Annotated in this window: 12 protein-coding genes and 1 tRNA gene; 2 read left to right on the top strand and 11 right to left on the bottom strand. The window is 68.3% G+C overall.

Annotated elements, in window-relative coordinates; genetic code table 11:
• Positions 1-21 precede the first annotated feature (21 nt).
• The 4 genes from ACFUPX_RS29170 to ACFUPX_RS29155 all read right to left on the bottom strand — a co-directional run bounded on the left by ACFUPX_RS29170 (position 22) and on the right by ACFUPX_RS29155 (position 2816).
• Positions 22-94, bottom strand: a tRNA-His gene (locus tag ACFUPX_RS29170).
• Between the two features lie 111 nt (positions 95-205).
• The gene (gene orn, locus ACFUPX_RS29165; protein ID WP_383329027.1) at positions 206-808 is read right to left on the bottom strand and encodes an oligoribonuclease; all 603 of its coding nucleotides are present in this window, start codon (positions 806-808) and stop codon (positions 206-208) included.
• A 10-nt stretch (positions 809-818) separates the two neighbouring features.
• Positions 819-2054 carry a GlxA family transcriptional regulator gene (locus ACFUPX_RS29160; protein ID WP_383329024.1) on the bottom strand — a complete coding sequence of 412 codons (1236 nt, stop codon included), beginning with the start codon at positions 2052-2054 and terminating at the stop codon, positions 819-821.
• A 438-nt stretch (positions 2055-2492) separates the two neighbouring features.
• Positions 2493-2816 carry a hypothetical protein gene (locus tag ACFUPX_RS29155; protein ID WP_383329032.1) on the bottom strand — a complete coding sequence of 108 codons (324 nt, stop codon included), beginning with the start codon at positions 2814-2816 and terminating at the stop codon, positions 2493-2495.
• A 508-nt stretch (positions 2817-3324) separates the two neighbouring features.
• Between ACFUPX_RS29155 and ACFUPX_RS29150 the strand changes: the two genes are divergently transcribed.
• Positions 3325-3849, top strand: a complete 525-nt coding sequence (locus ACFUPX_RS29150) for a universal stress protein (RefSeq protein ID WP_135333169.1) — start codon at positions 3325-3327, stop codon at positions 3847-3849.
• A gap of 284 nt (positions 3850-4133) precedes the next feature.
• Here ACFUPX_RS29150 and glmS read toward each other — a convergent pair whose 3' ends face one another.
• The 3 genes from glmS to ACFUPX_RS29135 form a co-directional block, all read right to left on the bottom strand.
• Positions 4134-5951 carry a glutamine--fructose-6-phosphate transaminase (isomerizing) gene (gene glmS, locus ACFUPX_RS29145; protein WP_383329021.1) on the bottom strand — a complete coding sequence of 606 codons (1818 nt, stop codon included), beginning with the start codon at positions 5949-5951 and terminating at the stop codon, positions 4134-4136.
• Positions 5952-5961: 10 nt separating this feature from the next.
• A complete protein-coding gene (locus ACFUPX_RS29140) occupies positions 5962-6219 on the bottom strand; it encodes a hypothetical protein (RefSeq protein WP_383329018.1) in 258 nt (85 codons plus the stop codon).
• A gap of 98 nt (positions 6220-6317) precedes the next feature.
• On the bottom strand, positions 6318-7211 hold the full coding sequence (locus tag ACFUPX_RS29135; RefSeq protein ID WP_383329015.1) for a DUF4429 domain-containing protein: 894 nt from the start codon (positions 7209-7211) through the stop codon (positions 6318-6320).
• Positions 7212-7341: 130 nt separating this feature from the next.
• Here ACFUPX_RS29135 and ACFUPX_RS29130 point away from each other — a divergent pair, with 130 nt between their 5' ends.
• A complete protein-coding gene (locus ACFUPX_RS29130) occupies positions 7342-8958 on the top strand; it encodes a beta-N-acetylhexosaminidase (protein ID WP_383329012.1) in 1617 nt (538 codons plus the stop codon).
• Positions 8959-9032: 74 nt separating this feature from the next.
• Here ACFUPX_RS29130 and ACFUPX_RS29125 read toward each other — a convergent pair whose 3' ends face one another.
• From ACFUPX_RS29125 to ACFUPX_RS29110, 4 genes are read right to left on the bottom strand one after another with little or no spacing between them, the layout of a single operon-like run.
• Positions 9033-10799, bottom strand: a complete 1767-nt coding sequence (locus tag ACFUPX_RS29125) for an IucA/IucC family protein (RefSeq protein ID WP_383329009.1) — start codon at positions 10797-10799, stop codon at positions 9033-9035.
• The gene (locus tag ACFUPX_RS29120) at positions 10796-11362 is read right to left on the bottom strand and encodes a GNAT family N-acetyltransferase (RefSeq protein ID WP_383329007.1); all 567 of its coding nucleotides are present in this window, start codon (positions 11360-11362) and stop codon (positions 10796-10798) included. The genes ACFUPX_RS29125 and ACFUPX_RS29120 overlap by 4 nt, the downstream gene beginning before the upstream one ends.
• Positions 11359-12633, bottom strand: coding sequence for a lysine N(6)-hydroxylase/L-ornithine N(5)-oxygenase family protein (locus ACFUPX_RS29115; protein ID WP_383329004.1), 1275 nt, complete (start codon positions 12631-12633; stop codon positions 11359-11361). The genes ACFUPX_RS29120 and ACFUPX_RS29115 overlap by 4 nt, the downstream gene beginning before the upstream one ends.
• Complete coding sequence (locus ACFUPX_RS29110; RefSeq protein ID WP_383329001.1) at positions 12617-14065, bottom strand: pyridoxal phosphate-dependent decarboxylase family protein; 1449 nt, start codon at positions 14063-14065, stop codon at positions 12617-12619. Before ACFUPX_RS29110 ends, ACFUPX_RS29115 begins: the two co-directional genes overlap by 17 nt.
• Positions 14066-14103: the final 38 nt, after the last annotated feature.

Genomic DNA, 14103 nt, shown 5'->3' with positions numbered 1-14103 from the left:
GACCGGGCCTTGATCTATCAGGGTGAGTGACGGGACTTGAACCCGCGGCCACCTGGACCACAACCAGGTGCTCTACCAACTGAGCTACACCCACCATGTCCGGTCGTTTTTCTTTCTTCCGACCGGCCGAGAAAAAGTGTACAGGGTCCGAAGGGGTGCTCGCGCACGCGTTTTCCGGACCCCGTACAGAGGGGTTCCGCGGAGGCTACTCCGCAGGCAGCACGTACTTGGCCGCGATGGATTTGGCGGTGTCCGAGTCCGGTCCGGGCTGCGGCACGAAGACCGCCTCGCGGTAGTAGCGGAGCTCGGCGATGGATTCGCGGATGTCGGCCAGTGCCCGGTGGTTGCCGTTCTTGTCCGGGCTGTTGAAGTACGCCCGGGGGTACCACCGCCGGGCGAGTTCCTTGATGGAGGACACGTCGACGATGCGGTAGTGGAGAAACTCCTCCAGTGTTCCCATGTCGCGCAGCAGGAAGCCCCGGTCGGTGCCGACCGAGTTCCCGCAGAGCGGAGCCTTGCGGGGCTCCTTGACGTGCTCACGTACGTACGCCAGGACCTGCTCCTCGGCGTCGGCCAGCGTCGTGCCCGACGCCAGCTCGTCGAGGAGCCCCGAGGTGGTGTGCATTTTGCGCACCACCTCGGGCATGGTCTCCAGCGCCGCGTCCGGCGGGCGGATCACGATGTCCACACCTTCGCCGAGCACGTTCAGTTCCGAGTCGGTGACCAGTGCGGCCACCTCGATAAGTGCGTCATCCGTCAGCGAGAGCCCGGTCATCTCGCAGTCGATCCACACCATGCGATCGTTCATGCGTCTTACCCTACGGCGCACTCCTCTGGCCGGGCAGTGGCGGACGGCCTGGCGCGTACACATCCGAGTTCGGCTTCCCCGGATCCGCCGACAGCGACGCCGAGGGACCGAAGGCGTTCGCCGCCGCCGTACGCCGGGTCTGCGACGGGACCGGCCCGCTCTCCGTGTGCACCGTCGCCGTGGTGGCGAGGGGCGGCGCGGATTCCAGCAGCGCCCGCTCACCCCCCTGCGGCCTGCGGGCGCGGTAAGCGGCCCGGTAGGCGGCGGGCGACGACCCCAGCTGGCGGCGGAAGTGGCCGCGCAGGGCGACGGGCGAGCGGAAGCCGCAGCGGCCCGCCACCTCGTCGACGGAGTAGTCGGAGGTCTCGAGCAGCCGCTGTGCCTGCAGTACGCGCTGAGTGATCAGCCACTGCAGGGGAGCGCTCCCGGTGAGCGAGCGGAACCTGCGGTCGAAGGTCCGCCTGCTCATGTAGGCGCGCGCGGCCAGCGTCTCCACGTCGAACTGCTCGTGGAGATGCTCCAGGGCCCAGGCGACGACCTCGGCGAGCGGGTCGGCGCCGATCTCCTCAGGTAAAGACCTGTCGAGATAGCGCTCCTGGCCGCCTGCCCTGCGCGGAGGCACGACGAGCCTGCGGGCGAGCGCGCCCGCCGCTTCGTTGCCGTGGTCCGTCCGCACGATGTGCAGACACAGATCAATTCCGGCCGCGGTCCCCGCACTCGTGAGCACGTCCCCGTCGTCGACGAAGAGCTCACGCGGGTCCACATGGACGGACGGATATCGCTTGGCCAGCGTCGGTGCGTACATCCAGTGTGTCGTCGCCGGACGGCCGTCGAGCAGACCGGCCGCGGCGAGCACGAAGGCTCCGGTACAGAGCCCCACGATGCGGGCGCCCTCTTCGTGCGCACGGCGCAGCGCGTCGAGTGCTTCCGGCGGCGGCGGTGATGTGATCGACCGCCAGGCCGGCACCACGACGGTGCCCGCGCGCCCTATCGCCTCCAGGCCATGTGGCGCGGTGAGTTCGAGCCCCCCGGTCGTACGCAGCGGACCCTCTTCACCGGCACAGACCAGCAGTCGGTATCGCGGGACCCCGGCGTCCTGCCGGTCGATCCCGAACACGGAGAGCGGTATGGAACTCTCGAAGATGGGGCCACCGCTGAACAGCAGCACCGCGACAATCTCCCTGCGGCGGCGTCCGGAAAGCTTCCGCGACGCGGCTTCTTGCACGGCAGTGGAGTCGTGGCTCATGGTGCTAAGCCCCCCTCGGTCGTCGCGGCTCCCTGTTCTTGACGTGCTCTGTCTCTGCGTGTCCTGCGTTCTCGGCGCTCTTGGCGTTCCTGTCGGACCTGTCGCTCCTGCACGTTTCCCCTCGGTCCTCCACCAGTCCCCCGCCGTAATACAGTCATGATCGAATCTACTGCGTCCCGTGCTGCCGGGGTGACCAGTTAAGGACCCGGCACTATGTCGACATGGCAACTTGGCGTGAAGCAGTCGATCACGAAGCGTTGCACTCACGGGCGTTGCTGTGAAGTGCGCCTCCGCGCCGTGGCCGGTCCCCGTAGGGTTCAGACGGCCTCCGCATGCCTTTCAGCCCTGGTGGGACCGGGGTTGAGTACCCCTTCGGCCAAGGAATGCATGGCCATAGGAAGTTGGCTGAAAAGATACGGGTGAGTGCGCGTGAATCGGTCAGTCCTCCGGCGTAGACCCACCAGCATGCCGACCGCCCCTGTGCGCCCCCGCGCCCGCCCGTCCGTGCCGTCCCCGGGGCTCGCGGCTCTGCTCCTCGAAGAGCCGCGCCGCCCCCCGCTCGGACTGCCGCAGAAGCAGCCGGCAGACCCCTGTCACGGCCACCAGACCGAGGGCCGATCCCGCGGCCCCCGCCAGCGATGTCCCGTACCCCACGAGGACGACGGGAACCAGGACGCAGCTGAAGGCGGCCCAGCGCACGACGTCGCTCGCCGAGTCCTGGGCGGGCGCGGAGGGCGATTCCTCGACGCGCGGCGCCGGCACGCCCGCGCGCGGGCGCTCGTGCGCGCCGTGCGGCAGGCGTCGGCGGCTCTGCGGCGTGACATGTGAGGGCGTCGTGACCTGTGAGGACACGGGCGGCGGTCCAGGCACGGCGGGCTCCCTGTGGCGGTGGCGTACCGGGGTTCAACGCGTGGTCGCCCGGCCGGTCACTGGCGTGAACCTTGTGGCCGACGACAGTCCACGCGGGTGGGTGCCCAAACCGCCTGTACGAGGCAGCAACCATTGCCATACGGGCGCCGCTCATGCATGCTCCGGTGAACGCCGTGAGGCTCCCGCAGGGCCGATAGCAAGCTCTGGGCAGGAGAGGAGTGTCGCCGTACCCTTGGGGGTATGGGGTTGGGAAGATGATTCCCGGACACAGCTCCGGTGGTCGCTGCTCCTCCCCGTCCCTGCCTGATACCGCCCGTTCCTGCCCGATCTGCTCCATACTGCGCCGTACGACCCGAACAAAGCCGACCCTCCCACAGAGGACTCCTTCGCCGAGACACCCATGGCCGGTCACGAATTCTCCGAACCAGCGGACCGCAAGCGGCAGGTCGCCGATCCCACGGCGACCCCCCAGGCGGCTGAAGAACCACGTCATTCCTGCGACCCGGCCTTCCGGCACGGGGTCGTCGTCGGATTCGACGGCTCGACCTCCAGCGAGCGCGCGCTCTCGTACGCGATCGGCATGGCACACCGCTCGGGCTCCGGTCTGATCATCGTGCATGTCGCGAACAGACTCCCCACCACCGTGTGGGCGGGCTGCGAGCCACCGGTCTTCGTCGACGTGCCCGACCACCGCACGGAAGTGCTCGGTCTCGAACTGGCCTGTGCGGACTATCTGGCCGAGGTGCCCTGGATCCTCGTCGAGCGCGGCGGCGACATCTGCCACGAACTCGAAGAGGTCGGCCGGGAGTACTCGGCGGACGCGATCGTCGTCGGATCGACGCACGGAATCGTGGGGCGCATCTTCGGCTCGGTCGCGGGCCGGCTCGCGCGCCGCGCGCAACGGCCCGTCGTGGTCATTCCGTAACGCGTCTTCGTCCCAGGTGGGACAGGGGTGGCGCGGCGTCAACTTCCTTGCCCCGTAGATAAATCTACTCGTGCGTACAGGTGGGTTGTGCCCTTGTGAAGGGTACGTACAGAAGGGTCCGCACAGATGGCACGACCACCTGCCGACCGTGGAGTGACGGCCACCGGCTGAGGCAGGCGCGGGTCGGGGGAATGGGCGCCCCCGGCTCCTGAAGAACGACTCCTCGCGCGCTTGGTGGCACGCGCGAGGAGTCGTTCACTTTCAAGGGGTTCCGCGGTGCGGACCTACTCGACGGTGACCGACTTCGCGAGGTTCCTCGGCTTGTCGATGTCCCGGCCCAGGGCCAATGCCGTGTGGTAGGCGAGGAGTTGAAGCGGGATACCCATCAGGATCGGGTCCAGCTCGTTCTCGTTCTTGGGGACCAGGATGGTCTGGTCGGCCTTCTCCTGCTCCTGGTGCGCGACCGCGAGGATCTTGCCGCTGCGGGCCTTGATCTCTTCGAGGGCGGCGCGGTTCTTCTCCAGGAGGTCGTCGTTCGGGACGATCGCCACCGTCGGAAGCGCGGGCTCGATGAGCGCGAGCGGACCGTGCTTGAGCTCGGACGCGGGGTAGGCCTCGGCGTGGATGTACGAGACCTCCTTGAGCTTGAGCGAGGCCTCGCGGGCGACGGGGTAGCCGCGTACGCGTCCGATGAAGAGCATCGAGCGCGCCTCCGCGTAGTCCCTGGCGATCTTCTTGATCTCGTCCTCCTGCTTGAGGATCTCCGAGATCTGGCCGGGCAGCTTGCGCAGGCCCTCGATGATCCGCTTGCCGTCGGAGACCGACAGGTCACGGATGCGGCCCAGGTGCAGGGCGAGCAGGCCGAAGGCGACCGTGGTGTTCGTGAAGCACTTGGTCGAGACGACGCAGACCTCGGGGCCCGCGTGGACGTACACGCCCGCGTCGGCCTCACGGGCGATCGCCGAGCCGACGACGTTCACGACGCCCAGGACGCGGGCGCCCTTGCGCTTGAGCTCCTGGACGGCGGCCAGCACGTCGTACGTCTCGCCGGACTGGGAGACGGCGATGTAGAGCGTGTCGGGGTCCACCACCGGGTTGCGGTAGCGGAACTCGGACGCGGGCTCCGCGTCGGCGGGGATGCGGGCCAGCTCCTCGATCATCTGGGCGCCGATCATGCCCGCGTGGTACGAGGTGCCGCAGCCGAGGATCTTGACGCGGCGCACCTTGCGGGCGTCGTGCGCGTCGAGGTTCAGGCCGCCGAGGTGCACGGTGGAGAAGCGGTCGTCGATGCGGCCGCGCAGGACGCGGTCCACGGCGTCGGGCTGCTCGAAGATCTCCTTGTGCATGTACGTGTCGTGGCCGCCCATGTCGTACGACTCGGCCTCCCACTCCACGGTGGTCGGCGAGGCGGTCGTGCGCGAGCCCTCGGTCGTGTACGTGCGGTAGTCGTCGGCCTTGATCGTGGCCATCTCGCCGTCGTCGAGGGTGACGACCTGGCGGGTGTGCGAGACGAGCGCGGCGACGTCCGAGGCGACGAACATCTCCTTCTCGCCGATGCCCAGGACGACGGGGGAGCCGTTGCGGGCGACGACGATGCGGTCGTTGAAGTCGGCGTGCAGGACGGCGATGCCGTACGTGCCCTCGACGTGGCGCAGGGCCTCGCGGACCTTCTCCTCCAGCTTGTCCGCCTGGGAGCGGGCGATGAGGTGGACCAGGACCTCGGTGTCCGTCTCGGAGAGGAACTCGATGCCGTCGGCGGTGAGCTTGGCGCGCAGCTCGGAGGCGTTGTCGATGATGCCGTTGTGGACGACGGCGACCTTGTCGTCGACCGACATGTGCGGGTGCGCGTTCTCGTCGGAGGGGGCGCCGTGGGTGGCCCAGCGGGTGTGGGCGATGCCGGTGGTGCCCTTGAAGCGGGCGGGCACCTTGGCCTCCAGGTCGCGGACGCGGCCCTTCGCCTTGACCATCTTCAGGCCGGAGGCCTTGGGACTGGTGATGACGACGCCCGCGGAGTCGTAGCCGCGGTACTCCAGGCGCTGGAGGCCTTCGAGGAGGAGGGGGGCCACGTCACGCTTGCCGATATAACCGACGATTCCGCACATAGAGGGTGTCCTAGCCGTAGATGATGCGGCGCAGCTGCCGGAGCGTGAGCTCGGGCGGCGCGACCGCGCGGTATTCGAGATCCGCCGAGATCTGTTCGAAGATCGCCGCGTTCAGCAGGCCCTGACCTTGCAGTTCGCGGTGGCGGCGACGGACGAACTGTTCGGTCGTCTCGTCGAAGTAGGCGAGCACGTCCTGGACGACCCGCAGCGCTTCGCCCCGCTGGAGCGGGGTGCTGCGGGTCAGATGGTCCACCAGGTCGTCGTGCATTCGTTGATCCTGAAGGAATAGCCCCCTGGGTGCAACAATCCTGCCCGGTATCGGGCAGGAGCGCGTCGAAAATAGGCCCCGATGCGGAGTGGAGCGGGCTAGAGCCGCTTCAGCACGGCCTGCTTGGCCGCGGTGAACTCCTCGTCCGTGAGTATCCCGGCCTGATGCAAATCGCCCAGCTCACGCAGGCGCCGCAGGAGCGCGTCATGATCGTCCTCGGCGGGCACGGCGGGCGTGGGCGCGGGCTGCTTCGCCAGGGCGAGGGGCGAGTCCGGGGCCTCCGCCGACGCCGCCGCCGGATGCGGCAGCCGCGCCTGCACGGCCGCGGCCACCAACGCCATCAGGGGATCCTTCTTGAACCCCCACAGCTCGACCGAGTTCGGGTCGTACTTCGGCGGGGCCTTGGTGGGCGCGTGCCGCACGGTGAAGCGGAGGTAGCCGTTCTCCAGGCCCACCGCGGGCTGCCACTCCACCGCGGCGACCTCGGAGAGCGCCAGCGAGCGCGTACCGGCCGCCGACTTCGCCTCCTCCGTCTTCCAGTTCCACTCCAGGCGGATGTGCTCGCCGTCGAAGCTCGCCGTGCCGTCCCCCGCCGACACCGACAGCGGCACCGAAGGCCCCGGCAGCAGATAGCCGTCACAGGTCGCGGACGGCACCTGCTCGATCAGGAGCGCGTTGCGGACCTCGTCCACCACGTACTCCGCCACCCCGTAGCGGTCCGACTCCACCGTCAGCTGGTACGGGTCCGCCGCGTCCCCGAGCTTGCCCCCGGCCGCCTGGAGCAGCGGATCCGCGCCGTCCCGAAGCCGCAGCCGCAGGCGCCCCGACTTCTTGCCCTGCTCGAAGGCGATACCGGCCAACGCGCTCAGCGGCACGGCCAGTTCTCCCAGCGACTTGCGCAGCAGAGACACGTTCTTGTCGCGTCCCGGCACAAGGCGCAGCGTCTCTCCGTCGAAGGTCCAGGTCCCGTCGCGCTGGATGATTTCCGCCATGGGGGCGATTCTTCCATCGGTGGGCGGCCGAAGTGGTCTACACCCTTGACCCGCCACGGGGTGCGAGGGTCCCATGGTGAGCGTTCGATTGAGATGCACCACAGTGATGGCCCGTCGAAGGGACCCGCTCGTGAGACAGCACCACAGATCGACCCGCCTGTTCGGCTCGTTGCTGCTCGTGGCCGCGGCCGGATTCTCGTCCGTGGCCGCTGTGCCGGGTGGCGGGAGCGGAGCGGGGAAGGCAGCCGCCGCCCCGACCCCGCTCGGCCGGGTGATCCCGGCCCCCGCGTCCGCCGTCCCGGGCGGATCCCCGTACGAGATCAACTCCAAGACCCGCATCCGGGTCGACGACTCGCGCGACGCGCACCGGATCGGCAGCTATCTGGCGGGCGTCCTGCGCCCCTCCACCGGCTACTCCCTGAAGGTGACCGACGACGGTGGCGGCGACGGCATCCGGCTGCGCCTGAACCCCAAGGACAAGTCCCTGGGGAACGAGGGCTACCGCCTCGAATCCAAGCGCGGCTCCGTCACCGTCACGGCCCGCAAGTCCGCCGGTCTCTTCTACGGCGTCCAGACGCTGCGGCAGCAACTGCCCGCGTCCGCCGAGCATAAGACCAAGCAGAAGGGCCCCTGGCTGGTCGCGGGCGGCACCATCAAGGACGAGCCCCGCTATGAGCACCGCGGTGCCATGCTCGACGTGTCGCGGCACTTCTTCTCGGTCGACAAGGTCAAGCGCTACATCGACCAGATGTCGCTCTACAAGGTCAACAAGCTGCACCTGCACCTGAGCGACGACCAGGGCTGGCGCATCGCCATCGACTCCTGGCCCAAGCTCGCGACGTACGGCGGCTCCACGCAGGTCGGCGGCGGCAAGGGCGGCTACTACACGAAGGCCCAGTACAAGGACATCGTCAATTACGCGGCATCGCGGCAGCTCGAAGTGATCCCCGAGATCGACATGCCGGGCCACACGAACGCCGCGCTCGCCTCGTACGCCCAGCTGAACTGCGACGGCGTGGCGCCCCCGCTCTACACCGGCACCGAGGTCGGCTTCAGCTCGCTGTGCGTGAAGAAGGCCGTCACGTACGACTTCGTGGACGACGTCATCCGTGAGATCGCCGCCCTGACACCCGGCAAGTACATCCACATCGGCGGCGACGAGGCGCACTCCACCAGCCACGAGGACTACGTGGAGTTCATGAACAAGGTCCAGCCGGTCGTCGCCAAGTACGGCAAGACCGTCATCGGCTGGCACCAGCTGACCGGCGCCACGCCCGCCAAGGGCGCCCTCGCGCAGTACTGGGGCTACGACGCCACCAGCGCCGCCGAGCGCGCGCAGGTCGCGGACGCGGCGAAGAAGGGCACCAAGCTGGTCCTCTCGCCGGCCGACCGGTCCTACCTCGACATGAAGTACGACAAGGACACCCCGCTCGGCCTCTCCTGGGCGGGCTACGTCTCGGTCCAGCGCAGCTACGACTGGAACCCGGCCACGTACCTGGCGGGCGCGCCCGCGGACTCCATCAAGGGTGTCGAGGCGGAGCTGTGGTCGGAGACGCTCTCGACCTCCGCGCACATCGAGTACATGGCGTTCCCACGGCTGCCCGGCATCGCCGAGCTCGGCTGGTCGCCCGCGTCGACGCACGACTGGGGCACGTACAAGCAGCGGCTCGCCGAGCAGGGCCCGCGCTGGGACGCGCTCGGCATCGGCTACTACAAGTCGCCCGAGGTGCCCTGGCCCGGCGAGTAGTCACGAGCGTACGAACATGAGTGGGCTCCCGGGGACCGTCCCGGGAGCCCACTCGGCTCGTGTGCGACGACCGCTTACGCGATCGGGTTCTTCAGCGTCCCGACCAGCTGGAGCGCGCCCGCCGGATCGGCGAGGTCCACCATCTGCTCGTTGTCCCGAAGCTGGAGCCTGTTCAGGCAGGAGCGCGCGAACTCGGGGGCGAACATGTCGAACTGCTTGAACTTGTCGGCCAGTTGGGGCGTGGCCTCCTGGTAGGCGGTGACGCACTCGGCGACGGCGCCCCAGAACGTCTCCTCGTCCACCAGGCCCTCGGTGACGAGGTTCGCGGACAGGAAGCGGAAGAAGCAGTCGAAGACGTCCGTGAAGATCGACAGGAGCTTCTGGTCGTCGGGCACCTCGACCCGCAGCCGCTCCACCGTCGGCGGGAGCACCGCGTCCGGGTCCATGACCGCGATCTCCTCGGCGATGTCCTTGAAGATCGCCCGCTGTACGACGCCGTCCTTCAGGACCAGGATGACGTTCTCGCCGTGCGGCATGAAGACGAGGTCGTACATGTAGAAGCTGTGCAGCAGCGGCGTCAGGTAGGCGTGCAGATAGCCGCGCAGCCACTCGGCGGGGGTGAGCCCGGAGCGCTCGATGAGGGCGCCCGCGAAGGACGCGCCGTCGAGGTCGGTGTGCAGCAGCGAGGCCATCGTGGCCAGTTGCTCGCCCTGCGCCAGTGACGGCACGGGGCTCTCGCGCCACAGGGCCGCGAGCATTTTGCGGTACGGGGAGTAGCGGTCGGTCGCGGCCTCGTACTCCAGGTGGCGATAGCCGACGGCCGCGCGCTCGCGGATGATCGTCAGGCCGGTCGACTTCAGGGTCTCGTCGGTCTCGATGAGGTTCGCGAGCCAGTCGTTGATCGCCGGGGTCGCCTCCATGTACGCGGCCGAAAGCCCGCGCATGAAGCCCATGTTGATGACCGAGAGGGCCGTTTTGACGTAGTGCTTGGCCGGGTCGCTCGTGTTGAAGAACGTACGGATCGACTGCTGGGCCAGGTACTCGTCGTCGCCCTCGCCCAGGCAGACCAGATGCCGCTGGGCGACCTCGGCGGCGAACGTCACCGAGAGCTTGTTCCACCACTGCCAGGGGTGCGCCGGGATCAGGAGGTAGTCCTCGGGGTCCAGGCCCTGGTCACGGAGTTTGCGGTCGAAGCGCTCCAGGGTCTCCTGGCCGAGCTCGGCCCGGAAGAACGCCTCGTAGTCGATCCCGGCGCCCGCGGTGAACGCGGCGCGCTCCTTGCTCGCGGCCAGCCACACCAGGCGTACGGGGCTCGCGGTCTCGGGAGCGTACGAGAGGTACTCGTGCACGCCGAAACCGAGCCGCCCGTTGTTGGCGACGAAGCAGGGGTGGCCCTCGGTCATGCCCGTCTCGATCTCCTGGAAGCCGGAGCGGGAGAGCTCGGCGGAGGGGATCGCGGGCTTGGTGAGTTTGTAGCAGGTGCCGGAGAGGGTGGAGGAGATCTCCTCCAGGTAGACCGGCAGGATCTCGTCGCTCAGGCCGAGGGCCGTGCGCAGCTCGATGAAGAAGTCGAGGGCGTTCAGCGGGAGTTCGGAGCCGTCGCGGTGCCGCGAGATGGAGTCGGCGTCGACCTGCCAGTGGTCGAGGCGCAGCCGCTTGGCGGTGAAGCGGTAGCGGGTCAGGGCGTCGTCGCTGCGGATGACGTATTTGTCCTCGCCCAGTGGCTCCGGGGTGAAGAGCCGCTCGTGGGCGAACTCGGCGATGGCTTTGCGGATGAGGAGGCGGTTGGCCTGCTCCCAGCGCTCGGGGGAGAGGTGCGCCGTTGCGTCGGACAGGGTCATATCGCCGTTTCCCTTTCGCGTACTGCTTCTTCGCGTACTGCCTGTTCGAACTGCTCGCGGGTGCAGAAGCTCAGCAGAGCCTTCTTCTCCGGCTTCTGGATGACTTCGGCCGGCCGGAACCCGACGGCTTCGTTGAGGGCGTGCACGGCCTTGTTGTCGACGTCGGGCTCGACCACCACGCGCCGGACCGCCGGGTCGGCGAAGAGCGTCCGCATGACCGTGGTGATCACGGCACGGGTGAAGCCGGGGATGCGGACGTCGGAGGGCGCGGTGAGGAAGTGCATGCCCACGTCGCCGGGCTCGGGGTCGTAGAGGCCGACCAGCTCGACGTACCGGGGGTCGTAGCGCTCCATCAGGAAGGCGGGGACGCCTTTGTGCAGGCCGATGAACGCGTCGTGGTGCTCGTGGGCGGCGATCGCCATGTACTCGCGCTCGACGTCCGGCAGCGTCGCGCCCTGCATCATCCAGAACGAGGCCTTGGGGTGGGTGACCCAGCCGTGCAGGAGCTCGGCGTCCTTCAGGGGGTCGAGGGGGCGCAGGGTCAGGTCTGCGGTGCTGCTCATACGGCGAACTCCTGGAACGCGATGGACTTCTCGACGGGGTAGTACTCCGCGCCGAGCAGCTCACCGATGATGTACGCGTTGCGGTAGGGGCCCATGCCCAGGTCGGGGCTGGTCAGCGAGTGGCTGTGCACGGCTCCGTTCTGGAGGAAGATGCCGCGGCCCGTGGTGTCGATCGAGTAGTTGCGGGCGACCTCGAAACGGCCGCGGCCGTCCCAGCGGATCCGGTCGCGGACGGGCTCCAGGAAGTCGGGCGTGACGTACTGGTAGCCGGTGGCCAGGATCAGGCCCTCGGAGCTCAGCTCGAAGTCCTTGCCCTGCTCGTCCTGGCGCAGGCCGAGCGTGTAGGTGCCGTTCTCGTGACGGGCGCTCTGCAGCGAGGAGTTGGTGAGCAGACGCGTGGGGACCGGGCCGCCGAGGTTCTTCTGGTAGAGCAGGTCGAAGATCTCGTTGATCAGGTCGCCGTCGATGCCCTTGAAGAGCGTCTTCTGCTGGTCCTGGAGGCGGTAGCGGGTCGCTTCCGGCAGCGCGTGGAAGTAGTCGACGTACTCCGGAGAGGTCATCTCCAGCGTCAGCTTGGTGTACTCCAGCGGGAAGAAGCGCGGGGAGCGCGTGACCCAGTTGAGCTTGTAGCCGTGGACGTCGATCTCGCTCAGGAGGTCGTAGTAGATCTCGGCGGCGGACTGGCCGCTGCCGACGAGCGTGATCGACTCCTTCTGCTGGAGCTCCTGCTTGGACTGCAGATAGCGGGAGTTGTGGATGAAGTCCCCGCCGAGGTCCGCGCACGACTCGGGGATGTGCGGCGGAGTGCCGGTCCCCAGGACCAGGTGGCGGGCGCGGAAGGTATCGCCGCCGGTGGTGTGGACGACGTACAGGTCATCCGCGTACGTCACCTCGCTCACCGTCGTGCTGAAGCGGACCGAGGAGAGCTTCGCCGCGGCCCAGCGGCAGTAGTCGTTGTACTCGGTGCGCAGGGGATAGAAGTTCTCGCGGATGTAGAAGGAGTACAGCCGCCCCGCTTCCTTCAGGTAGTTGAGGAAGGAGTAGGGGGACGTGGGGTCCGCGAGGGTGACGAGGTCGGACATGAACGGGGTCTGGAGGTGGGCGCCCTCCAGGAACATGCCCGAGTGCCACTCGAAGTCCGGCTTGGACTCCAGGAAGAGGCCGTTGAGCTCTTCGACGGGTTCGGTGAGGCAGGCGAGGCCGAGGTTGAAGGGGCCCAGTCCGATACCGATGAAGTCCAGTGGTTCTCGGTGATCAGGAAGCGCGGTCAAGGGTCTCTCCCAGGTACTGCTCGGCGTGGCCGGCGATCAGATCGAGGACGGCCGTGATGTCGGCGACCGTGGTCTCGGGATTGAGCAGGGTGAACTTGAGGTACTGGCGTTCGCCGACCTTGGTGCCCGCGACGACGGCGTCACCGGAGGCGAACAGCGCCTTGCGGGCGTACAGGTTGGCGCGGTCGATGGCGGTGGGGTCGCAGATCGACGCGGGGATGTAGCGGAAGACGAGCGTGGAGAGCTGGGGCTCCACGACGACGTCGTAGCGGGGGTCGGCGGCGAGCAGTCGCCAGCCGTCGTCCGCCATGTCGCAGACGGAGTCGAAGAGCTCGCCGATGGCGTCGGCGCCCATCACGCGCAGGGTCATCCACAGCTTCAGGGCGTCGAAGCGCCGCGTCGTCTGGAGGGACTTGTCGACCTGGTTGGGGATGCGCTCCTGCACCATGCGGCGCGGGTTGAGGTACTCCGCGTGGTACGTCGCGTGGCTCAGCGTCGACCGGTCCCGTACCAGCACGGCGGAGGAACTGACCGGCTGGAAGAAGGACTTGTGGTAGTCGACGGTGACGGAGTCGGCGCGCTCGATGCCGTCGATGAGGTGGCGGTTCTTGAGCGAGGCGAGCAGTCCGCAGCCGTAGGCCGCGTCGACGTGCATCCAGGTGTTGAACTGCTCGCAGAGCTCGGCGATCTCGGGGAGCGGGTCGATGGAGCCGAAGTCGGTGGTGCCCGCCGTGGCGACGACCGCCATGGGGGTGAGGTCGTTGTCGCGGCAGCGCTCCAGCTCGCGGGCGAGTGCCACGGTCTGCATGCGCTTGTTGTGATCGGTGGGGATGACGATCACGGCGTCCTCGCCGAGGCCGAGGAGGGTCGCGGCCTTCTGGATGCTGAAGTGGCCGACCTCGGAGGCGAAGATGCGCAGCTGCGAGGCCGGCTTTCCCACCTTGGCGGCCTCCTCGCGGGCGAGCAGCATGGCCTGGAGGTTGGACTGCGAGCCGCCGCTGGTGAAGACGCCGTCGGCGGCCGGGCCGAGCCCGATGCGTTCGGCCGTCCAGTCGATGAGACGGCGCTCGATCAGTGTGCCGCCCGCGGACTGATCCCAGGTGTCGAGGGAAGAGTTGACCGCGGAGAGTATGGCCTCGCCGAGCACGGCCGGGATGACGACCGGGCAGTTGAGGTGCGCGAGATAGCGGGGATGGTGGAAGTACACGGCATCGCGCAGGTAGAGCTCGTCGAGCTCGTCCAGGGCGGCGATGGTGTCGTGCAGGGGCTCGTCCAGGTCGACGGCCTCGATGCGGGGCGCGAGGTCGTCGACGGAGACGCCGGTGAAAGGGCGGGAGGTGGTGGCGATCCTGGCCGCCACCCGCTCGACTCCTTCGGTCACGGAACTGCGGTAACGCTCCGCGGTGGTGTCGTTGAGCAGGTGCGAGCGCATGAACTTCCTCTGGGTGAGGGGACTTGGGGGAAGTGAGG

Source organism: Streptomyces sp. NPDC057302, from assembly GCF_042667685.1.
In the GTDB taxonomy this organism is placed as follows: Bacteria; Actinomycetota; Actinomycetes; order Streptomycetales; family Streptomycetaceae; genus Streptomyces.
This window is presented reverse-complemented; position numbering and strand designations above follow the sequence as displayed.